The sequence below is a fragment of the Priestia sp. USM5 genome, from assembly GCF_058323215.1.
The window spans coordinates 3,727,478-3,747,351 of record NZ_JBSGKN010000001.1 but is presented as its reverse complement, the minus strand read 5'-3'; the positions used below and the strand labels follow the sequence as shown (position 1 = coordinate 3,747,351).

The following is a 19,874-nucleotide window of genomic DNA, read 5'->3' as shown; positions in this document are numbered from 1 at the left end:
TTAGCTGCAATTTGGGGTGTTTCCCATTCTTCTATCTCCCCATGCGCACATCATATTTAAAATTTCTCGTAAGGTTTCGCCTTCTTCACTGAGTGAGTACTCTACTTTAGGAGGAACTTCATTGTATACTTTTCTATTAACTACACCGTCTTTTTCTAATTCTTTTAGCTGTTGAGACAGCATTTTTTTAGTAATAGCAGGCATAGCTCGCTGAAGTTCGCTAAAACGTTTTTCGCCTTCTTTTAAGAGGCATAAAATAACGACTTTCCATTTCCCGCCGATTACTTCAAGTGTTGCTTCAACAGGTACATTATAGTGGGGTGCTTTCACCGCTAATCCTCCATTCATAAACAGATATGAAATATGGATATAATAATTTAATATCCATAGACCTAGGTTACCGGGAAGGTACCTGGTTACATGAAAGTGCCGTCTTTTGTAAACAACATGTATTTATTATACTGAAAAAGAACTTTTAATTGAAGGAAGAAATGTAAAAGGGGAGATCTTGATGAAAGCTTTACTGCTAGAAGGCAAAGGGAAAGTAAGTGAGATGAAAGTCGGAAATATCCAAAAGCCGCATCCAGCTAAAGGTGAAATTTTAGTTAAAATTAAAGCTACTGCCTTGAACCCTGTAGATTATAAAACAGGAAACGGCGGTAATCCCAGTTGGACATACCCTCACGTATTAGGACTGGATTCAGCTGGCGTTGTCGAGGAAGTGGGAGAAGAAGTCACAACTGTCAAAATCGGAGACCGCGTTGTATATCATAGCGATTTATCAAAAAAAGGCGGGTTTGCACAGTACGGAGTGACAACAGCTCATGCGGTTTCCCTTATTCCACAAGGAGTTTCATTTGAAGACGCTGCAGCTATTCCATGTGCGGGGTATACAGCATATCAAGCATTGTTTCACAAAATGAACGCTTCAAAAGGACAAACGATTTTAATTCACGCAGGTGCTGGAGGGGTTGGAGGGTTTGCCATTCAGCTTGCTAAAAATGCAGGTCTTACAGTGCTTACAACCGCATCTTCTGCCAATCATGAGTTTGTAAAAAGTTTAGGTGCTGACTATGCAATCGACTACCGTAAAGAAAATTTTGTGAAAAAAGTGCTGGAGCTTACCGATGGACTCGGTGTAGATTTAGTCTTGGATACAGTCGGGCGTGACAATGCAGATGAGTCGGTAAAGGCTCTTGCTTTTAATGGTCAAATTGCATTTATCGCAGGACCTCCTAATGTAAATGATGCGATTTCGTTTGCGCATCCACTATCGTTTCATCAAGTTGCATTAGGAAGCGTACATCAGTCTAACAACGTAAAAGAACAGCAAAAACTTGCGGAGGTGGGAAATAAAATGCTTTTGCTTTTACAAGAAAATAAGCTGAATGCTCTTGTGGAAAAAGTCATTTCACTAGACGAAGTGCCGGCAGCTTTAGATGAACTGGCGACTCGTCGAGTAAAAGGGAAAATTGTAGCTGTGATAGATAAATGATAGAGCGAAAAAGAGCTTGAGACAAAAGTATTTTAGTTGAAGTAAAAAACGAACTATTGATCAATAGTTCGTTTTCTCGTCTTTAGATTGGATTGGGTTAAGTTATGTTCCAGCCTCTTTTAAATCGTAAACTGCTGCGTATAGAGCTTGTGGTAAAAACCTTGTTTCTCTAATAGCTCGTGATGATTTCCTTTTTCAATAATCTGTCCGTCTTTTAAGACAAGAATTTGATTTGCATTTTCAATCGTTTTGAGGCGGTGGGCAATTACAAAGCTTGTTTTTCCTTTTAATAGATTACTCATTCCTTTTTGAATATCAATCTCTGTTTTTGTATCAATATTGGAAGTAGCTTCGTCTAAAATTAAAATATCACAGTCAGAGAGCATGGCTCGGGCAATCGATAAGAGTTGCTTTTGACCTTCACTTAAATTTCCTCCACCGGCTGAAATCACGGTATCGTATTGCTGCGGCAGGTGCTTGATAAAAGAATGAGCATTTGCCATTTTTGCTGCGCTTTTCACTTCTTCATCGCTGGCATCTAACCGGCCGAATCGAATGTTATCCGCAATCGTACCGGAAAATAAATAGGTATCCTGAAGAACAATGCCAATTCGGTTTCGTAAATCATGGATGTTATAGTCACTGATGGAACGGCCGTCAATTTTAATGTCTCCGTTTGCGATGTCATAAAATCGTGTGAGCAAGTTAATGATTGTTGTTTTACCAGAACCTGTAGGACCGACCAAAGCAACCATTTCACCTTTTTTTGCTGTAAGTGTAACATTTTTTAAAATCATTTTTTCGTCAGTATAGCCAAATGATACGTTCTCAAAAGCAACGTCTCCTGCAAATTTTGTAACAGAAAGAGCGTTTGGCTTGTTTGTGACGTCCGGCTGCTCATCCATAATCGCAAACACGCGCTCTGCGCCGGCAATAGCCGAAAGAATAGTGTTTACTAAGTTTGCCATTTGACTGATTGGGCGAGAGAACTGACGTGAGTAGTTAACAAATGAAGCGATCATCCCAACTGTAACGCTACCTTGAACAGCCATAAATGCTCCTGCTCCAATCACTAGTGCTAAGCCTAAGTTGTTAATAAAGTTTGTGACAGGACCTAAAAAGCCTGAAAATGTTTCTGCTTTTGTTGCTGAACTTCTCAGCTGTTCATTTCGTTCATTAAAAACAGTTAAAAAATCTTTTTCCTTACTAAAAAGCGAAACAACTTCTCCTCCAGAGATTGCTTCTTCTACAAAGCCGTTTAGCTCACCTAAGTCTTTTTGGCGTTTGACAAAATTTTCACTGCTTCGTTTTAATATTTGTCGAACGATTATAACCATTAATGGAATAACAATCAGTGTGATAATGGCAAGAATCCAGTTGAGCGAGAACATCGCAATGGTAATACCGACTAGAGATAAAATAGAGGACAGAGCCTGAATAACGCTTTGACTCAGAGCGTTATTCAGGTTATCAATATCATTCGTAACCCGGCTCATTAACTCTCCGTGAGCTCGCTTATCAAAAAAGCGAAGAGAGAGAGTTTGAAGCTTTGCAAATAAATCTTGGCGGAGCATTCCGATGGTCGTAAACGAAACGTTTACCATTAAATAGGTTTGCAGCCATGTTAACAAAGATGTCGTAATGTAAATTCCTGCAAGAGTGAGTGACATTCGTATCGTTCCGCTGATATCTTTGGGAATAATATGCTCGTCAATAATAACCCCAATTAAATAAGGGCCTAATAAATTAAGCAGGGAAGTCACAATAACTAAGATGATCGCAGCCACAAGCGGAGGCTTTCGTTTCCCCATATATGACCAGATTCTATATAGTGTTTTTTTCGCATTCTTTGGCTTCACTACAGGACCCTTCATCATGCCTCTAGGGCCGCGAATAGAGCTCATTTGATTTTTACCTTGATTATTCACTAGGCAACACCTCTTTTCCGCCTTGTGCTAGATAAATGTCGTAATAAAGAGAGTGGTGACGAAGCAATTCTTCATGAGTCCCTTGTTCAGCAATTTTGCCTTCATCCATGACGATAATATGATCAGCGTGAAGAAGAGACGAAATTTTAGACGCAATAATAATGACGGTCGCATCGGAAAACTCTTCTTTTAAATGTGTTAGTACCTGCGCTTCTGAGACAGCATCCAACGCGGAAGTTGCATCATCAATGACCAATATAGCAGGCTTTCTAACAAATGCACGCGCGATTGAAAGACGCTGCTTTTGCCCTCCTGATAAGTTGGTTGCTCCTCGCGTTAAAGGATACTCATATTTTTCTGGGAGTTTTTCAATAAACTCCGTTGCGCATGCGAAAGCTGCAGCATCTTCAATTTCTGAGGAAGAAGCATGATTGTTTCCCATTCGAATATTCATATCAATCGTTCCGGTAAACAGTGTAGCTTTTTGAGGAATAAACCCAATGGATGAGCGAAGCTCTTTTACGTCATAGTTTGTCAGATTTTTTCCATCTACAAAAATTCCGCCGCCATCAGGATCATATAAGCGCGAAATAAGTTTTGCAAGCGTCGATTTTCCGCTTCCAGTAGAGCCGATAATGCCAATAGTTTCCCCGTGTTTAGCAGTAAATGAAATATCTTTTAATACGTTTTCGCCATTTTTACTGTAGCTGTATGTAACGTTTTGAAACGATAGATCACCTTTAAGTCTGTTGATTGGAGCAGCAGAGTTTGCTGGAGGAATGTCTATTTTTGTTTTTAAAACAGAATCGATTCGTTCAGCTGAAGGGAATGCACGTGTAATTTGCATCAGCACCATGCTGCTTGACATAAGTCCGTTTAAAATAATCGTTAAGTAATTAATAAAAGCTAAAATCACACCTGCTTCAATTTTTCCTGCTTCAACTTGAAGTCCACCCAGCCATAGAGTAGCTACCATGCCGATATTTACTACAAATAAAATAACGGGCATTAAAAGCGAAATAAGCTGAACAGCACTCATATTAGCTTGCGTCAAGGAGCTGTTTGCTTCTTTAAACTGATTGATTTCATATGATTCTCTTACATACGCTTTTACTACGCGCATCCCTGATAAATTTTCTTGGACTTTTGTGTTTACACGATCAACGCTTCGCTGAACTTTTTTGAAAAGTTTTCCGGCTTTCGTGATCACAAACCAAATGCATAAAAATAAAATAGGGACGACCACGACGATAATAGGAAACAAAGAACGAGCGGTTAATAACACGATCACAATACTTCCTGCAAAAAGTAAAGGTCCTCTAACTAATACTTTTAGCGTCATATTCAATGCGTTTTGAACACTTGTTACATCATTTGTCATGACAGTGATTAAGTGACCAGTCCCTAGTTTATCTCTGTTGCTGTTTGAGAGGTTTTCAATCTTTTCAAAAAGCGATTTTCGAATATCGGTAGAAAAATTTACTGCTGCTTTTGTGCTAAGGATGGCGCAGACGATACCAGCAGCTAAGCCAATGATTGCTAACATAAGCATAAGGATACTTCGGGTGATAACATATGTTTGATTGTTGTTTGCAATGCCATAATCAATGATATGCTGCATAATAGTAGGCTGAAGAAGGTCAGCTAACACTTCAATGACCATCAATAGCGGGGCAAACAGCGCGAGCCATTTGTAAGGTTTTAAGTAAGGGTATAAAGATTTAATTGTATTCACACATTGTGGCACTCCTTTCTGTAAAAAATATGGTAACATAGAATAAGTTTAGAAGTTTGTTTCAAGCACCATTTATTATACGCCAATGCAAGCAGAAATCCACTTTTTGAGAGGGTCAGGTATGCAATGAATCAAACATTACGAGTACATCATCCGCTTTTTGGATCTTTGTTATATGACTCGGCCTGGGTTGGAGAAAAACAGGTCACTTTCTTTGGACAAAAACAACAGGTGTTGCTGACAATTGATGGAGATAAAGAGAAGCCATTTCAAAAACGACAAGAAGAGGCCTTTCAAGCATTTTGGCTTCAAGGTGAATTATTGTTAAAGAGGACGGAAAAAGCTCTTTTTGATTATTATCAACAGGTGCGAGATGAATACAGAACTCAAGTTGAAAAAGACGTGGTAGACTTATTAGTTCCGAATGTAAAAAAGCGAAAAGACATCGGTTTTTTAGTTGAGTGTATTCAAATCTTTGTTCCTGAAGCACCTCATGATACAAGAGAACTTGGTTTGTTTTTTGAATGTACGTGGGAAGAAGAGCATATGTTAGCTGTAAAGTTTAGAAATGAACAAATTTCCGCTATTGGCTTACAAGAAGATTTATTCTAGTAAAAAGCCTTGAAGCAACCTGCTTCAAGGCTTTTTGGCATTAATGTTTGACAGGCTCTTCGATTCCCATACCTGTATTTGCTTTTACTAAAATCTCATCAAATTTCTTTTCGTCTGCTTTTTTAGACGAAAGAAGTGTTCCTATAAAAGCAGCTAAGAAGCCTAGAGGAATGGAGATAATACCAGGGTTTGTTAATGTGATGAGCGGCTCACCTACAAAGATAGCAGCTCCAGGCTCAGGTGCCCACACGTTTGGACTAATGGCAACTAAAAACAGTGAGCTGAATAGTCCAACCAGCATGCCAGTGACTGCTCCTGCTGTATTAAAACGTTTCCAAAAAATAGTAAGAAGAATAATTGGCAAGTTAGCGCTCGCTGCTACGGCAAATGCAAGTGCAACTAAAAATGCTACGTTCATGTTTTGAGCAAATAATGCAAGAATAATAGATAGAATGGATACCCCAATAGAAGCCCATCGTGCAGCCACTACCTGTTCTTTTTCAGTTGCAGCCCCTTTACGGAGAATATGACTATAAAAGTCGTGAGCGAATGCTGAAGCTGCTGAGAGCACCAGCCCAGCTACAACAGCTAAAATCGTAGCAAAAGCTACAGCTGAGACAAACGCAAAGAGAAAGTCTCCGCCAAGAACTTGAGCGAGCAGGGGAGCTGCCATGTTTCCTGCTGCATTTGCTTTGATAATATCATCGTACCCTACGAATGCAGCAGCACCGAACCCTAAAAAGATTGTCATAATGTAAAAAACGCCAATGATCCACGTTGCATAAATAACAGACTTTCGTGCGGTGATGGCATCTTTTACTGTAAAGAAACGAATAAGGATATGAGGAAGGCCTGCTGTACCAAGAACAAGAGCTAAATTCAACGAAATCATGTCCAGCGGATTTTTGAATTTATTTCCTGGATTTAAAAATCCGTCGCCAAGAGGAGTTGCGGTTTTCATCTCAGAAAACATTTTAGCAAAGCTAAAATCAAATTTTGAAAATACAATAATGGAAATAATGAACGTACCAATCATGAGAAGCAAGGCTTTGACAATCTGCACCCAGCTGGTCGCCGTCATGCCTCCAAATACAACGTAAACCGTCATCAACACGCCGACAATCAAGACAGAATACACGTAATCTAGACCAAGTAATAAATGAATTAATGCTCCTGCTCCAACAAGCTGAGCAATCATATAAAAAATGGAAATGGTGATCGTGTTTAATGCGGCAACTCCCCGCACTTTCTTTTCGTTAAAACGAGCTGCTATCATATCTGCCATCGTGTACTTTCCTAAGTTGCGAAGTGGTTCAGCTACAATGTATAACACGACGAGATAGGCAACTAAAAAGCCGATGCTGTAAAAAAAACCGTCAAATCCAGAAAGCGCTACCATTCCAGCTATGCCTAAAAATGACGCAGCAGACATATAATCTCCGGCAATCGCCATGCCGTTTTGCCAGCCGGTTAAACTTCCATCTGCTGTATAAAAGTCACTGGTCGTTTTTGTTCGCTTGGATGCCGCATACGTAATGATTAGCGTAAGACCTACAATAGCTAAAAAAAGTGAGAAAGCTAGTACGTTCATTCATTTAACCCCCTATTCAATTTGCAGCTTCTTTTTTTATCGTGTCAACAAGTTCATCAAATTTCGAGGCTCTTTTTGTGTATAAAATGCATAGGGCCCAAGTCATCACAAACTGTGCAAAAGCAAATACCCACGCCCAAGTCATAGAAGCAAAAGCTGGTTTGTTTAAGACGGTTGTGTAAGCTGTTAAGATGGGCAAGGTAAAATAAAAAGCAAGAAAAAACAGAGAGAGCGGTAAAATAAAATTGCGTTTTTGTTTCAAAAGCTTTTGAAATGAAGCAGACTGTACAATTTCTGTGTAATCAGGAGAGGAAGAAGCATTGTTTACCTTCTTTAAAGAATTTTCATTCATCGCCAAGCGGAATTCCCCCTTTGATAATAAATAGATGAAGCAAAAAGCTCCATATCACTTGAATTATATTATTTTCGGAATAAAAAGTAAATTCTGTCTTTTTGTGAGAATGGTAACTTTGGAAGTTTTTTAATATACTAAAGCTTCAAACTAAATGCATACTGCCATAATAAAAAAAGAACAACATTCAATATAAAGGAGAAATCGTTCACAATAGAAATGTTGAAATTAACCCTTAGTTTCTTTTACATATAAGGCTTTTCTTTATTATCTAAACGTTATTTTTTTGTTGGATCTTTTGAAAAATAAAAGAAGATGATGATAAAATCATAAGCACACAATAATGTTAGATAGGAAACAGGTGAAGAAAGTACGCTATTATTTAGAGATGGTTATAAATAGACAAGATATTATGAAAGATTTCTATATGAATGATATTTTTTCTTTATAGTAAACAAACAATGTGACTACTTATATAAAAGAGAAAAGGTGAAATAATGGCATTTGGAATCAAACGCCCGGAACTAAACGCATGGAAAGCAGCTGTTAAGCGAGGAGAGATCGCATTTTTAACTCATTACTGGCTTGATGAGCGTTTTCCACACACAACTACCGTAACAAAAGTAGGTTGCAGTGACTTAAATAAGCTGATTAAGTGGGGAGAAAAGTATGGCATTCCCGCTAAGTATATTGATAATCGATCCGGCTATCCTCATTTCGATTTACTAGGCGAGCGTCAGAAAGAAATTATGAAAAAGGAAAATCAGCTGGAACAGCTGAAGCGATTTGAAGAAGTTAACGAATGAAAAGCAAAGTTAATTTTAAAAAACTGTAAAAAAATTCTATTGTTACGGCTTTTTTTATGTTTAAATAGAAAAAACAGTGGAATAGATTAAGAAGAACAATTACGTTATGTATTCTCTCATATAGGGAAAATAACTTAGTTTAGTTCCCTTATTTGATACGATAAAGAGCTTTGTTTTATAATAAAATTGTTGTTCGGATAAAAGGAGGAAGAAGGGCATGTCCGAGGTTGGAACTTTAAAAAAAGGATTAGATATCTTCTCTTTGCTTTTAAACCGTCCGAATATGACTATTCCGGAAATGATGGAAGCGCTCGGTTTTAATAAGAGTACGATGTATCGTCTTGTGAGCACGCTTGAACAAAACGGATTTATTGTAAGAAACCCGTCTAACCGCTATACGGTTTCACCACAACTGGTGCTGGCACTCGTACAAAATACGATGCATACGAACTATGAAATGAATTGGCTCTCTGTTCCTGCTATGCAGAAGCTGAGTGAAGAGACCAATGAGACCATTTACGCGGGAATTCTCCATCATAAACAGATGGTTACAACTCAGGTGGTGAACGGGCAATATAGCACTCGTACGCATTCCGAAGTAGGAAATAAAAAGCCGCTTCATGCAAATGCTATTGGAAAGTGTATTCTTGCTTATCAAGAGGACAGCGTGCAAAAATCTATTCTTCACGCACTTTCGCTTGAAGCTTATACAGATCGAACGATCACCGAGCTGGACGAGCTGGAAGCTGACTTAGCTTTAAGTAAGGAAAGAGGATATGCTGTCGATGATGAAGAACGGGAGCCTGGCGTTCGCTGTATTGCAGCCCCTATTTTCAGAAAAGGAAAAATAATGGCAGCTATTGCTTTATCAGGTCCATCCGTTCGTATTTCAGAAGAGAAAGACGAAGAACATGCTGCACTTGTTAAACAGTGCGCAGAACAAATTTCACAAGCAATTACTCTTTACGAATAATTCAACAGTAAAAAAGGGGATGAACAGCAACATGGAAAACTTACAGTCAACAACGACCTTAGCAAACGGCGTTAAAATGCCGTGGTTAGGTTTAGGTGTTTATAAAGTAGAAGATGGTCAAGAAGTTGTAGATTCAGTTAAATATGCAATCAAAGCTGGATACAAAAGCATTGATACGGCTAAAATTTATGAAAATGAAGAAGGCGTGGGACAAGCGATCAAAGAATCAGGTGTTTCTCGCGAAGAACTATTTGTTACATCAAAAGTGTGGAATGCAGATCAAGGATATGACACAACTCTTCAAGCGTTTGAAACAAGCTTAAACAAGCTAGGTCTTGAATATTTAGATTTATACTTAATTCACTGGCCGGTTGAAGGTAAGTATAAAGATACGTGGAAAGCACTTGAAAAGCTTTATAAAGACGGGAAGATTCGTGCAATCGGCGTATCGAATTTCCAAGTGCATCATCTAGAAGACTTAATTGCAGATGCAGAAGTTAAGCCAATGGTAAACCAAATCGAATTTCATCCACTTTTAACACAAACAGAAGTGCGTGAATACTGCAAAAAACAAGGAATCCAAGTGGAAGCATGGTCACCGCTTGCACAAGGTGAGCTGCTTGATAACGAAGTGTTAACTCAAATTGCTGAAAAGCACGGAAAATCAACTGCTCAAGTTATCTTACGTTGGGACTTACAAAACGAAGTAGTAACGATTCCTAAGTCAACAAAAGAACATCGTATTATCCAAAATGCAGACGTATTTGATTTTGAATTAAATGCAGAAGAAGTTGAAAAAATTAACGCATTAAATCAAAATCATCGCGTAGGTCCAGATCCAGATAACTTTGACTTTTAATGTTAAATTAAGACTAAAACGTCTTGTAAGATAAATAATAAACAAAGCGCTATTGTCATTCATGCAGTAGCGCTTTGTTTATTAATTAGGAAATGTGATGGTTGAACGAGGAGGAAAAGTAATGAAAATGTCAGGAAACACTATTTTAATTACGGGCGGAGCGTCTGGAATTGGATTGGCGCTTGCAGAACGTTTTTTAAAGGAAGGAAATGAAGTTATTATTTGTGGAAGAAGGGAATCAAAGCTGCAAGAAGCAAAAGAAAGATTCCCTTCGTTACATACAAAATTGTGCGACGTATCAATAGAAGAAAGCAGAGTAGAGCTGGTAAAATGGGCGACTGAAAGGTTCCCGAAATTAAATGTTATTGTGAATAATGCAGGCATTCAGCAGCGCGTAAATCTTTTACACATGTACGAAGAGTGGCAGTATTACGAAAAAGAACTAATGAGTAATGTAAGTGCTCCTATTCATTTAACTTCGCTATTGATTCCTCATTTCGTTCAACAAGAACGTGCTGCGGTTATTAACGTAACGTCGGGGCTGTCTTTAACACCTGGAGCATGGGTGCCAGTTTACAGCGCAACAAAAGCGGCGTTAAGGTCGTTTACGATTAGTTTAAGACATCAAGTAGAAGAAACAAATACCGAAGTGATAGAAATTCTTCCTCCAGCCGTGAACACGGATTTAGGAGGACCGGGACTTCATACATTTGGAGCACCGCTTGATGACTTTGCTGATTCAATATTTGAAGAACTGAAAAAAGGCAAAATCGAAATTGGCTATGGAGACAGCGCTAAAAGGCTTCATGCTTCTAAAGAAGAAATTGAGAAAGCTACAGCACAGGCTTGGAGGGGATTTTTAAAGAACAACCCTGAATTTTAAAGTCAGAAAACACAAAGGTTTCTAAACCCTTCAATGGTAGCGGGTCATAAAAAGCGTGTGTCCATAAAATAAATGGACACACGCTTTTTATCATTAACGATCCACGGTTTGTCTAATTCGTTTTTCCATTTTCTCAAGCATGCGGAGGTACTCATCCTGTTCTTCTGGAGTTAGAGCAAAAAGCATGTCTTGCCAAAATAAATTTCGCTGCTCAATTACATAGTTCACTAATGTTTCGCCAGCCTCCGTTAAGGATATCCATACAATTCGGCGGTCTTTTTGGTCACGTACGCGCTTAATGAGTGTATCATCTTCTAATTGATTTAATAAAATGGTAGTAGCCCCGGAGGTTAGCTTTAGATTTGAAGAAATTTCGGCTACCATACGTTTAGAGCTGATTCCAATGAATTTTAGAATTAAAAATTTTGTAATGGTCAAATTATAGGGCTGCTCACTGATTTTATCTTCCAAGAGCTTTCGCTTGAGTTCAAATAATGAGGTTTTAACTTGGTCAAGTTTTTCTAGTTTATCTATTAACTGCTGATCCATCATAATCACCTTTTCTTTATCATTATAGGTGTTAAACAATTGCTGCTAGTTACCTATTGTGGTTTATGTATATAGGGAGTTTGTTCCAAAAAAAGGAGCTGTTTTTGTGTATAACCCTATGCTTATATATCTAACTTTAAAGTAAAGTAAAGTACTTGTAAAGAAACCAAAACTTTTAAGTTGTATTTCAGTTAAAGATGTAGTAAAGTATTCAGTCGGGAAAACTTTATGAAACATAAATGTTTAGTTTTAAAAATAAATTAAAATCAAAGTTATTTACAACTAAATATCTTTGTGATAAAGTTATCTAGCGTAATACTTAACTGAATGAAATATTAAGGAGGTAAAATAAATGTCAAGAGGGCGTTTAATTTTAATGAACTTTATCGGAATTATTGTAGTATTAGCTTTAATTATTGGTGGGGGATACTATTATATTCAAAAATCTAATTATGTATCCACAGACAATGCAAAAGTGTCGGGCGATCTTTATACAGTAGTAGCGCCAGCGGCAGGTAAAGTAGCAAGCTGGAATATTGAAGAAGGTAAAGATGTTTCAAAAGACGATGAGGTAGCTAAAATCCAATCAGAAGATGGAGAAAAAACAGTTACAGTACCAGAGGATGGTAAAATCATCAAAACACAGGTAAAAGAAAATCAAATGGTTCAAGCTGGTCAACAAATTGCTAGCGAAGTAGATATGAATAACTTATTCATCATTGCAAACATTAAAGAAGACAAATTAAAAGATATTGAAGCTGGCGATGACGTTGATGTAACAGTTGACGGAGATACTAAAACAACAATCGATGGAAAAGTAGAAGAAATCGGTTATGCAACAAACTCAATTTTCTCATTAATGCCAAGCTCTAATTCAGACGGCAACTATACGAAAGTATCACAAACAGTTCCTGTTAAAATCTCTATTTCTAACTACTCTGAAAACGTACTGCCAGGTATGAACGCAGAAGTTAAAATCTCTAAAAACTAAGAACGTACATGATTAAGAAGAGAAGAAAGGAGGAAGGAACTGATGTCAGCAAACACGATACAACCAGAGGAAAGCTCAGTTAAAAAGCATATCCCGCTACTAGTCGTACTTATGCTTGGATTGTTCTTAGCAATTTTAAACCAAACGCTGCTAAATGTTGCGATTCCGCATCTGATTACAGAGTTTGGCGTTACGGCTAATACCGCACAGTGGTTGCTTACAGGATATATGCTTGTAAATGGTGCACTTATTCCATTATCAGCCTATTTAATTGAACGTTTTGGCGTTCGTCGCTTATTCTTATTTGCGATGGCCTGCTTTACAATTGGAGCACTTGTCTGCGGAATCGCGCCGACTTTCTCAATTATGCTAATTGGACGTCTGGTTCAAGCAGTCGGGGGCGGAGTGCTAGCACCTCTAGTTATGACCATTATCGTATTTATTTTCCCTCCTCATATGCGCGGAAAAGGAATGGGTATCTTTGGTTTAGCCATGATGTTCGCTCCGGCAATTGGACCGACGCTTTCAGGATGGGTTATTCAAAACTATGACTGGCACATTTTATTTACGGGAATGGTGCCACTAGGTGCACTCGTACTTATTATTGCAGCTTTTAAATTAAAAGATATTAAACCGCCTCAAAATGTAAAAGTAGATCTAATTTCTGTGTTTACATCTCTTGCAGGTATGGCTTTACTTCTATACGGCTTCAGTGAAGCTGGAAACGATGGCTGGACGGATTCAGTTGTATTATCAACGATGATCGGCGGTATTGTCTTATTAATCATCTTTGTTGTACAGCAGCTTCGACTTAAAAGTCCATTACTTGATGTGAGAGTATTTAAATACAATATTTTCTCATTATCTAATATCATCAGTATTGCCATTACAATCAGCATGTATGCTGGTATGTTCTTATTACCGATTTATTTGCAAAACATCCGTGGCTATTCAGCGTTTGACTCAGGCTTATTAATCTTGCCTGGTGCACTTGTTATGCTAGTCATGTCACCGATTTCTGGTACGCTGTTTGATAAATTAGGACCGCGTCCACTAGGGATTGTCGGAATGTTGATTACGGTTGTGACAACATTTGAATTTACAAAATTAACGCTTGAAACACCGTTTAGTCATATTGTTATTATTTATATGATCCGTGCATTCGGTATGTCATTATTAATGATGCCAATTATGACAGCTGGTTTAAATCAGCTGCCGGCAAAATTAAGCAGCCACGGTACATCTATGTCGAACACGCTTCGTCAGGTGAGTGGTTCAATCGGTATCAGTTTAATGACTACAATCTTTACAAATCGCACAACATATCATGTGAATGAAATGAGCAGTTCAATGACTACATCTGATCCATTCTTTATGAATAACTTCCAGGTATTTGTGCAAAAGATTGCTCAAACGCTTCACCTTTCTCAAACAGAAGCGCAAAAACAAGCTTTAACAACATTAGCTGGAAAAGTTCAAGCGCAAGCAACTGTACAAGGAATTAACGACGCGTTTTACTGGACAGTTATCATTGCCATTATTGGATTGATTTTAAGTTTCTTCCTACGTGATGTTCGTAAAGATCCAGTGGTAGAAGTAGAAGAGACAGAAAAAGAAACAACAGACGATATTCGTATGTTACCGGCACCAAAAGATATGAACTCATAAGCAACGGAGGGATAAAGGATGAAAATTTGTATCGTATATGATAGTGAAGGCGGACATACAGAGGCATTAGCCAAAGCGATTGCTTCTGGCGCTGAGCTGTCTGGAGAAGCAACTGTATATGTAAAGCATGTCGAAGAAGCAGATGTACGTGAACTGCCTGAAATGGATGCTATTATTTGGGGCTGCCCAGGGCATTTTGGAACAATCAGTTCAGGGTTAAAAACGTGGATTGATAAATTAGGTTATTTATGGGCAGAAGGTAAATTAATTGATAAAGTAGGTGCGGTGTTCTGTACAACAGCTACAACGCACGGTGGCTTAGAAGCAACGCTTTTAAATTTAATTACACCGATGCTTCATCAAGGAATGGTTATCGCTGGCTTACCAGGTAACATTCCAGAAAATGCGCTGTACGGTACTTATTACGGTGTGGGAATTACTTGTCCAATCGAAGGCGACGAATTATTAACAGAGAACGACCAAGCGCTAGGTAAAGCGTTAGGAGAACGTGTTGTTCAAGTGACTAAACGAATGACACAAGGACAGTAGGTGACGGTATGTTAGGTATTTTACTGATCGTTGTAGCTGTGATTCTGGTTGTCCTAATTATTACAATGAATGCTAAAGCATCATCTTCTAAGCGCCAGCGTACAGTTCCACCTAAAAAAGAAGCGGCTGCTTCAAATGCTCCTAAAGAGCCAAAAGTAGAAGAGAAAAAAGTGGCAGAAAAAAAACCTGCAGCACCAAAAGAAACACCAAAAGAAGAGCCAAAAGAGCCGCAGGCGAAGACGGAAACAAGAACATCTAGACACAAGAGAGAAAAAGATGTCATGAACGATGATATGTATCGTCAAGTGCTGCAAAAGTTTAGAGAAGGCGAAAAAGACGACACGGTTTTTACAAAAGAAGAACGTGACGTTATGAATGATGACGCTTTTCGTAAAGCTTTAAGATCGTTTAAGAAAAACGATAATGAATGAGTTTCTTCTATTATAATAGTACGGAATAAAACAGATAGAAAATAGGTTATAAGCATTCCGCGAAACCAGCCGCTCTCCCCAGGTTAGGTTTCGCTTGGAGTGCAGCAGGGGGCTGACATGTTAGAATCGACTCCCTGATTATAAGAAAGGGGACGTCAAAACATGGAACAGCTCACATTTATTGAAGAGGTCCAGAGAATTTCGATATCCCTTAACAAAAAGGTAATGACAGAGATAAAAGAAAGGTTACTTTCACAAGGGATTACGCCTTTTCAATATCATATCTTATTAATTATCGGTAAATGCAGTCATATTGGAGTAACCAAGCTGGCAGAGGAGATGCGTGTAAAGCCTAGTGCGATCACTCCTGTTATTACTCGTTTAATAGACTTAGAGTTAGTTTCACGCTATCACTCTAAAGAGGATCGCCGTAAGGTAAACATTGAGTTAACTGCTAAAGGTGAACAAGTGATTGAAGAAGCAAATGAAATTGTGCAAAAGATGATTGCTCATTTCTTTTCTTGCTATGAGCCGAAAGATCAAGAGCAATTTTTGAAATTATTTAAGAAACTAGACGCTAATATCTAATGAAAGAAACATCACTTCTTAATGGAGTGATTTTTTTTTGATAAAAAGATTGTCAACTTCACTTTTCCATGATATTATTTGTGTAAACGGTTACATATATGGAGGGAGGGAAATAAAGTGGTAACAATTCGTGATGTAGCAAAAGAAGCAGGCGTGTCCGTTGCGACCGTTTCGCGTGTTTTAAACAGTACAGGGTATGTAAAAGAAGACACGCGTGTGCGAGTAATGAATACAATTCAAAGATTAAACTACAGCCCTAACGAAGTAGCCCGTTCGCTTTATACACGTGAATCACGTTTGATTGGTCTATTGCTTCCAGACATCACAAACCCTTTTTTCCCTCAGCTCGCACGAGGAATAGAAGATGAAGTACATAGCCATGGATTTCGTCTAATTCTTGGCAATAGTGATGAGCAGTTAGAGAAAGAATTGACATATCTCCAAACGTTTACGCAAAATCATGTAGTAGGAATGATTACGGCAACAACAAGTTTAGCTCAGAAACTATATGAAGGTCTTACATTTCCCGTCGTGTTTTTAGATAGAAGTTCTGATCAGTATCCATCCGTTTATGCTGATGGTTTTGAAGGCGGGAAAATCGCTGCAGAAGAAATAATCAAAAGAGGAAGTAAAAGAATTACTCTTATCAAAGGTCCAGTAAATGTAAAGCCTGCTCAGGAACGTTTTCAAGGCTCTCTTTCTGTCTTGAGTCAGTCTGATGCAGACTTTTACGTATTAAATACAAATTCTCTAGCATTTGACGATGCGCAGAAATGGGCAAAGGAAATCTTTCAAAAGTACCCTGAAACAGACGGGATTATCGCAAGTAATGACATTGTAGCCACAGCTGTTTTACATGAGGCGTTTCGATTAGAGAAAAGCGTGCCGGATGATCTTCAAGTGATTGGTTTTGATGATATTCCGCAAAGCCGCTTTTCGTTTCCAGCCCTGTCTACAATTCGTCAGCCTGCTTATGAAATGGGCAAGCAAGCAGCAGGTCTGTTAATGAAATGCATTAAGAAAGAACCTTTAATTCAAAAGCAAGTACAACTACCCGTTACGTTTATTGAACGAAATACGACACGAAAGGTTGAGGAACATGGCTAAAGTAACTGTGATTGGAAGTTCATCAATGGATTTAGTAGTAACATCAAATATTCGTCCTGGAGCTGGAGAAACAGTGTTAGGAGAATCATTTCAAACCGTTCCGGGAGGAAAAGGAGCGAACCAAGCTGTTGCAGCAGCCCGGCTTGGAGCGGATGTGAGTATGATTGGATGTGTGGGCGAAGATCATTACGGAAAAGCAATCCTGGAGAATTTCAAATCAAACGGTGTATCTGTGGAAAATGTGAAACCGGTTACAGATTCAGATAGCGGAACAGCTCACATTATACTCGCTGAAGGAGACAACAGCATTGTAGTTGTTAAAGGAGCAAACGATTATATTACTCCAGACTACGTAGAAAAAGCCAAAGAAAAAATTAAAGAAGCTGATATCGTACTTATTCAGCAAGAAATTCCAGAAGAAACGGTTGAATATGTTGCTCAGCTTTGTCAGGAACTTAAAGTACCGCTTTTATTAAATCCAGCGCCTGCAAGACCATTAAAAGCAGAAGTGATTGAACAAGTTTCTTACATCACTCCAAATGAACATGAAGCAGCGCTTTTATTTGAAGGAAAAGAAAAAGAAGAAGTATTAAAACAGTATCCAAATAAATTGTTTATTACAGAAGGAAAACAAGGTGTACGCTATTTTAACGGCGAGAAAGAAGTATTGGTTCCTTCTTATCAAGTAGAAACGATTGATACAACAGGAGCAGGAGATACGTTTAACGCAGCGCTTGCTGTGGCACTTGCCGAAGGAATGGGTTTTGAAAAAGGAATTCAGTTTGCTAATCGCGCAGCTTCGCTATCCGTCACTAAATTTGGTGCGCAAGGCGGCATGCCGACTCGAAAAGAAGTGGAGGAGAGTCTGTAAATGAAACGTCACGGAATGATTAACAGTCATATTACGAAAATACTAACAGATCTAGGTCATACAGACACTATTGTCATTGCAGATGCAGGGTTACCTGTTCCGCGTGATGTGCCTAAAATTGATTTATCTTTAAAGCTAGGAGTGCCTAGCTTTGAAGATGTAGTAGTAGCTGTGTTAGAAGATATGGCTACAGAAAAAATAGTGATTGCTTCTGAGATGAAAGAAAGAAATCAAAAGGCTTACGAGTTGATGGAAAAGCAAAACATCTTAGTAGAAGAAGTATCGCATGAACAATTAAAAATGCTGACAAGCAAAGCGAAAGTTGTGATTCGTACAGGAGAAGCAACTCCTTATGCAAACTGTATTTTACAAGCGGGAGTTATTTTTTAAAAGAGGTGAACAGCATGCATATTGCAATGAGAGGGATTCATAAAGCCTTTGGAGCAAACCGTGTACTAAGAGGCGTGGATTTTGAATTACATGAAGGTGAAGTTCACGCACTAATGGGGGAAAATGGAGCGGGGAAATCTACGCTGATGAATATTTTAACCGGCCTTCATAAAAAAGATGAAGGGCAGATTCTGATTGATGGCAAAGAGACGTATTTTCAAAATCCAAAAGAAGCAGAACAAAACGGAATTACCTTTATTCATCAAGAGCTGAACGTTTGGCCTGAAATGACGGTGCTTGAGAACTTATTTATCGGCAAAGAATTAAAAACGCCTTTAGGTTTTTTAAAAACAAAAGAAATGAAAGCGTTAGCAAAGAAGCAGTTTGAAAAATTAGCTGTCACCATTCCTCTTGATCAAGAAGCAGGACTTTGTTCTGTCGGACAGCAGCAAATGATTGAGATAGCCAAAGCGCTGATGACGAATGCAAAAGTGATTATCATGGATGAGCCGACCGCAGCGCTTACTGAAAGAGAAATTCAAAAGTTATTTGACGTAATTAATGCGCTGCGAAAACAAGGTGTATCGATTGTCTATATTTCACATCGTATGGAAGAGATTTTCGCTATTTGTGATTCCATTACGGTCATGCGTGACGGACAGACGGTAGACAAAAAGCCGATTCCAGAAACCAGCTTCGATGATGTTGTTCGCAAAATGGTAGGAAGAGAGCTAACGGATCGATTTCCTGCTAGGACATCTCCTAAGGGAGACGTTGTTTTTGAAGCAAAAGGCTTGGAGAGAAAAGGTGTATTTCAAGACGTTCATTTTTCAGTGCGATCAGGAGAAATTGTCGGCGTTGCGGGGCTAATGGGAGCTGGCAGAACTGAAATTATGCGCGCTATCTTCGGGCTTGATCCGTTAGAAAAAGGCGAAATTATCTTAAATGGCAAACGGGTCAGTATCACAAAGCCAGACCAAGCCATTAAATTAGGTCTCGGGTTCATTACAGAAGATCGTAAAACAGAAGGGCTCGTTCTGGACTTTTCTATTCGAGAAAATATTGCACTTCCAAGTCTATTCAGCTTTTCGCCAAAAGGCTTTATTGAACAAAAAAGCGAGCAGCAATTTGTAGATTTGCTTATTAAACGTTTAACGATCAAAACCGAGTCGTCTGAGACGAGTGCGGCTAATTTATCGGGAGGAAATCAGCAAAAAGTAGTTATTGCCAAGTGGATTGGCATTGGACCAAAAGTGCTAATTTTAGATGAACCAACTCGAGGAGTTGACGTCGGGGCGAAGCGTGAAATTTATCAGCTTATGAATGAACTGACAGACAGAGGCGTGGCTATTATCATGGTGTCTTCAGAGCTTCCGGAAGTACTCGGCATGAGTGATCGCATTTTGGTTGTGCATGAAGGAAAGATAACAGGTGAACTGACAAGTGAAGAAGCAACTCAAGAAAAAATTATGACATTTGCAACAGGAGGTCAGTAA

The 19,874-nt window shown here is 38.7% G+C and carries 21 protein-coding genes; 15 read left to right on the top strand and 6 right to left on the bottom strand.

Annotated features, from left to right (window positions below; all coding sequences use genetic code 11):
* Complete coding sequence (locus ACWATA_RS19775; RefSeq protein ID WP_014461394.1) at positions 1-348, bottom strand: winged helix-turn-helix transcriptional regulator; 348 nt, start codon at positions 346-348, stop codon at positions 1-3.
* Positions 349-511: 163 nt separating this feature from the next.
* Between ACWATA_RS19775 and ACWATA_RS19770 the strand changes: the two genes are divergently transcribed.
* Positions 512-1,495: a zinc-binding dehydrogenase gene (locus ACWATA_RS19770; RefSeq protein ID WP_473050138.1), complete on the top strand. Its 984-nt coding sequence runs from the start codon at positions 512-514 to the stop codon at positions 1,493-1,495.
* 119 nt (positions 1,496-1,614) lie between these two features.
* On the opposite strand, the gene ACWATA_RS19765 is transcribed toward ACWATA_RS19770, so the two are convergent.
* Entirely contained in the window at positions 1,615-3,399 is a 1,785-nt protein-coding gene (locus ACWATA_RS19765) for an ABC transporter ATP-binding protein (RefSeq protein ID WP_049166332.1), read from the bottom strand.
* Between the two features lie 16 nt (positions 3,400-3,415).
* Complete coding sequence (locus ACWATA_RS19760) at positions 3,416-5,158, bottom strand: ABC transporter ATP-binding protein (RefSeq protein WP_049163030.1); 1,743 nt, start codon at positions 5,156-5,158, stop codon at positions 3,416-3,418.
* Between the two features lie 126 nt (positions 5,159-5,284).
* On the opposite strand from ACWATA_RS19760, the gene ACWATA_RS19755 reads away from it, so the two are divergent.
* Positions 5,285-5,770, top strand: coding sequence for a DUF6985 domain-containing protein (locus ACWATA_RS19755; protein ID WP_013055615.1), 486 nt, complete (start codon positions 5,285-5,287; stop codon positions 5,768-5,770).
* 40 nt (positions 5,771-5,810) lie between these two features.
* Here the strand turns inward: ACWATA_RS19755 and ACWATA_RS19750 are convergent, their stop codons facing one another.
* Together ACWATA_RS19750 and ACWATA_RS19745 are read right to left on the bottom strand one after the other, a co-directional pair.
* On the bottom strand, positions 5,811-7,361 hold the full coding sequence (locus tag ACWATA_RS19750; protein WP_028412169.1) for a solute symporter family protein: 1,551 nt from the start codon (positions 7,359-7,361) through the stop codon (positions 5,811-5,813).
* Positions 7,362-7,377: 16 nt separating this feature from the next.
* Positions 7,378-7,713, bottom strand: a complete 336-nt coding sequence (locus ACWATA_RS19745) for a DUF485 domain-containing protein (RefSeq protein ID WP_033579473.1) — start codon at positions 7,711-7,713, stop codon at positions 7,378-7,380.
* 497 nt (positions 7,714-8,210) lie between these two features.
* On the opposite strand from ACWATA_RS19745, the gene ACWATA_RS19740 reads away from it, so the two are divergent.
* From ACWATA_RS19740 to ACWATA_RS19725, 4 genes are all read left to right on the top strand, one after another.
* Positions 8,211-8,519, top strand: coding sequence for a hypothetical protein (locus tag ACWATA_RS19740; RefSeq protein WP_165635514.1), 309 nt, complete (start codon positions 8,211-8,213; stop codon positions 8,517-8,519).
* A 217-nt stretch (positions 8,520-8,736) separates the two neighbouring features.
* A complete protein-coding gene (locus ACWATA_RS19735) occupies positions 8,737-9,492 on the top strand; it encodes an IclR family transcriptional regulator (RefSeq protein WP_049163035.1) in 756 nt (251 codons plus the stop codon).
* A gap of 31 nt (positions 9,493-9,523) precedes the next feature.
* The gene (locus tag ACWATA_RS19730; RefSeq protein WP_028412173.1) at positions 9,524-10,351 is read left to right on the top strand and encodes an aldo/keto reductase; all 828 of its coding nucleotides are present in this window, start codon (positions 9,524-9,526) and stop codon (positions 10,349-10,351) included.
* Positions 10,352-10,472: 121 nt separating this feature from the next.
* On the top strand, positions 10,473-11,234 hold the full coding sequence (locus tag ACWATA_RS19725) for an SDR family oxidoreductase (RefSeq protein ID WP_473050137.1): 762 nt from the start codon (positions 10,473-10,475) through the stop codon (positions 11,232-11,234).
* A gap of 93 nt (positions 11,235-11,327) precedes the next feature.
* On the opposite strand, the gene ACWATA_RS19720 is transcribed toward ACWATA_RS19725, so the two are convergent.
* Positions 11,328-11,783 carry a MarR family winged helix-turn-helix transcriptional regulator gene (locus ACWATA_RS19720; protein WP_473050136.1) on the bottom strand — a complete coding sequence of 152 codons (456 nt, stop codon included), beginning with the start codon at positions 11,781-11,783 and terminating at the stop codon, positions 11,328-11,330.
* Positions 11,784-12,135: 352 nt separating this feature from the next.
* On the opposite strand from ACWATA_RS19720, the gene ACWATA_RS19715 reads away from it, so the two are divergent.
* The 9 genes from ACWATA_RS19715 (at position 12,136) to ACWATA_RS19675 (ending at position 19,874) form a co-directional block, all read left to right on the top strand.
* Positions 12,136-12,774, top strand: a complete 639-nt coding sequence (locus tag ACWATA_RS19715; RefSeq protein WP_028412179.1) for a biotin/lipoyl-containing protein — start codon at positions 12,136-12,138, stop codon at positions 12,772-12,774.
* Positions 12,775-12,816: 42 nt separating this feature from the next.
* Positions 12,817-14,442, top strand: a complete 1,626-nt coding sequence (locus ACWATA_RS19710; protein ID WP_028412180.1) for a DHA2 family efflux MFS transporter permease subunit — start codon at positions 12,817-12,819, stop codon at positions 14,440-14,442.
* Between the two features lie 18 nt (positions 14,443-14,460).
* Entirely contained in the window at positions 14,461-14,991 is a 531-nt protein-coding gene (locus ACWATA_RS19705; RefSeq protein ID WP_014461382.1) for an NAD(P)H-dependent oxidoreductase, read from the top strand.
* An 8-nt stretch (positions 14,992-14,999) separates the two neighbouring features.
* Positions 15,000-15,422 (top strand): hypothetical protein, encoded by a 423-nt coding sequence (locus tag ACWATA_RS19700; protein WP_028412181.1) that lies wholly within the window; start codon positions 15,000-15,002, stop codon positions 15,420-15,422.
* Positions 15,423-15,584: 162 nt separating this feature from the next.
* Positions 15,585-16,010 carry a MarR family winged helix-turn-helix transcriptional regulator gene (locus ACWATA_RS19695; protein WP_028412182.1) on the top strand — a complete coding sequence of 142 codons (426 nt, stop codon included), beginning with the start codon at positions 15,585-15,587 and terminating at the stop codon, positions 16,008-16,010.
* Between the two features lie 117 nt (positions 16,011-16,127).
* The gene (locus ACWATA_RS19690; protein WP_028412183.1) at positions 16,128-17,117 is read left to right on the top strand and encodes a LacI family DNA-binding transcriptional regulator; all 990 of its coding nucleotides are present in this window, start codon (positions 16,128-16,130) and stop codon (positions 17,115-17,117) included.
* Complete coding sequence (gene rbsK / locus ACWATA_RS19685; RefSeq protein WP_165635516.1) at positions 17,110-17,988, top strand: ribokinase; 879 nt, start codon at positions 17,110-17,112, stop codon at positions 17,986-17,988. The genes ACWATA_RS19690 and rbsK overlap by 8 nt, the downstream gene beginning before the upstream one ends.
* Positions 17,989-18,378, top strand: coding sequence for a D-ribose pyranase (rbsD, locus tag ACWATA_RS19680; protein WP_034269677.1), 390 nt, complete (start codon positions 17,989-17,991; stop codon positions 18,376-18,378).
* A gap of 14 nt (positions 18,379-18,392) precedes the next feature.
* Positions 18,393-19,874 (top strand): sugar ABC transporter ATP-binding protein, encoded by a 1,482-nt coding sequence (locus tag ACWATA_RS19675; RefSeq protein WP_028412185.1) that lies wholly within the window; start codon positions 18,393-18,395, stop codon positions 19,872-19,874.

What these genes read in the sequence shown, in the direction of transcription:
- ACWATA_RS19675 (WP_028412185.1), top strand. Translation starts at nt 18,393, where the DNA reads ATGCATATTGCAATGAGAGGGATTCATAAAGCCTTTGGAGCAAACCGT.
- ACWATA_RS19720 (WP_473050136.1), bottom strand. Translation starts at nt 11,783, where the DNA reads ATGGATCAGCAGTTAATAGATAAACTAGAAAAACTTGACCAAGTTAAA.
- ACWATA_RS19730 (WP_028412173.1), top strand. Translation starts at nt 9,524, where the DNA reads ATGGAAAACTTACAGTCAACAACGACCTTAGCAAACGGCGTTAAAATG.
- ACWATA_RS19755 (WP_013055615.1), top strand. Translation starts at nt 5,285, where the DNA reads ATGAATCAAACATTACGAGTACATCATCCGCTTTTTGGATCTTTGTTA.
- ACWATA_RS19705 (WP_014461382.1), top strand. Translation starts at nt 14,461, where the DNA reads ATGAAAATTTGTATCGTATATGATAGTGAAGGCGGACATACAGAGGCA.
- ACWATA_RS19725 (WP_473050137.1), top strand. Translation starts at nt 10,473, where the DNA reads ATGAAAATGTCAGGAAACACTATTTTAATTACGGGCGGAGCGTCTGGA.
- ACWATA_RS19740 (WP_165635514.1), top strand. Translation starts at nt 8,211, where the DNA reads ATGGCATTTGGAATCAAACGCCCGGAACTAAACGCATGGAAAGCAGCT.
- rbsK (WP_165635516.1), top strand. Translation starts at nt 17,110, where the DNA reads ATGGCTAAAGTAACTGTGATTGGAAGTTCATCAATGGATTTAGTAGTA.
- ACWATA_RS19770 (WP_473050138.1), top strand. Translation starts at nt 512, where the DNA reads ATGAAAGCTTTACTGCTAGAAGGCAAAGGGAAAGTAAGTGAGATGAAA.
- ACWATA_RS19695 (WP_028412182.1), top strand. Translation starts at nt 15,585, where the DNA reads ATGGAACAGCTCACATTTATTGAAGAGGTCCAGAGAATTTCGATATCC.
- ACWATA_RS19745 (WP_033579473.1), bottom strand. Translation starts at nt 7,713, where the DNA reads ATGAATGAAAATTCTTTAAAGAAGGTAAACAATGCTTCTTCCTCTCCT.
- ACWATA_RS19750 (WP_028412169.1), bottom strand. Translation starts at nt 7,361, where the DNA reads ATGAACGTACTAGCTTTCTCACTTTTTTTAGCTATTGTAGGTCTTACG.
- ACWATA_RS19715 (WP_028412179.1), top strand. Translation starts at nt 12,136, where the DNA reads ATGTCAAGAGGGCGTTTAATTTTAATGAACTTTATCGGAATTATTGTA.
- ACWATA_RS19735 (WP_049163035.1), top strand. Translation starts at nt 8,737, where the DNA reads ATGTCCGAGGTTGGAACTTTAAAAAAAGGATTAGATATCTTCTCTTTG.
- ACWATA_RS19700 (WP_028412181.1), top strand. Translation starts at nt 15,000, where the DNA reads ATGTTAGGTATTTTACTGATCGTTGTAGCTGTGATTCTGGTTGTCCTA.
- ACWATA_RS19710 (WP_028412180.1), top strand. Translation starts at nt 12,817, where the DNA reads ATGTCAGCAAACACGATACAACCAGAGGAAAGCTCAGTTAAAAAGCAT.
- ACWATA_RS19765 (WP_049166332.1), bottom strand. Translation starts at nt 3,399, where the DNA reads ATGAGCTCTATTCGCGGCCCTAGAGGCATGATGAAGGGTCCTGTAGTG.
- ACWATA_RS19775 (WP_014461394.1), bottom strand. Translation starts at nt 348, where the DNA reads ATGAATGGAGGATTAGCGGTGAAAGCACCCCACTATAATGTACCTGTT.
- rbsD (WP_034269677.1), top strand. Translation starts at nt 17,989, where the DNA reads ATGAAACGTCACGGAATGATTAACAGTCATATTACGAAAATACTAACA.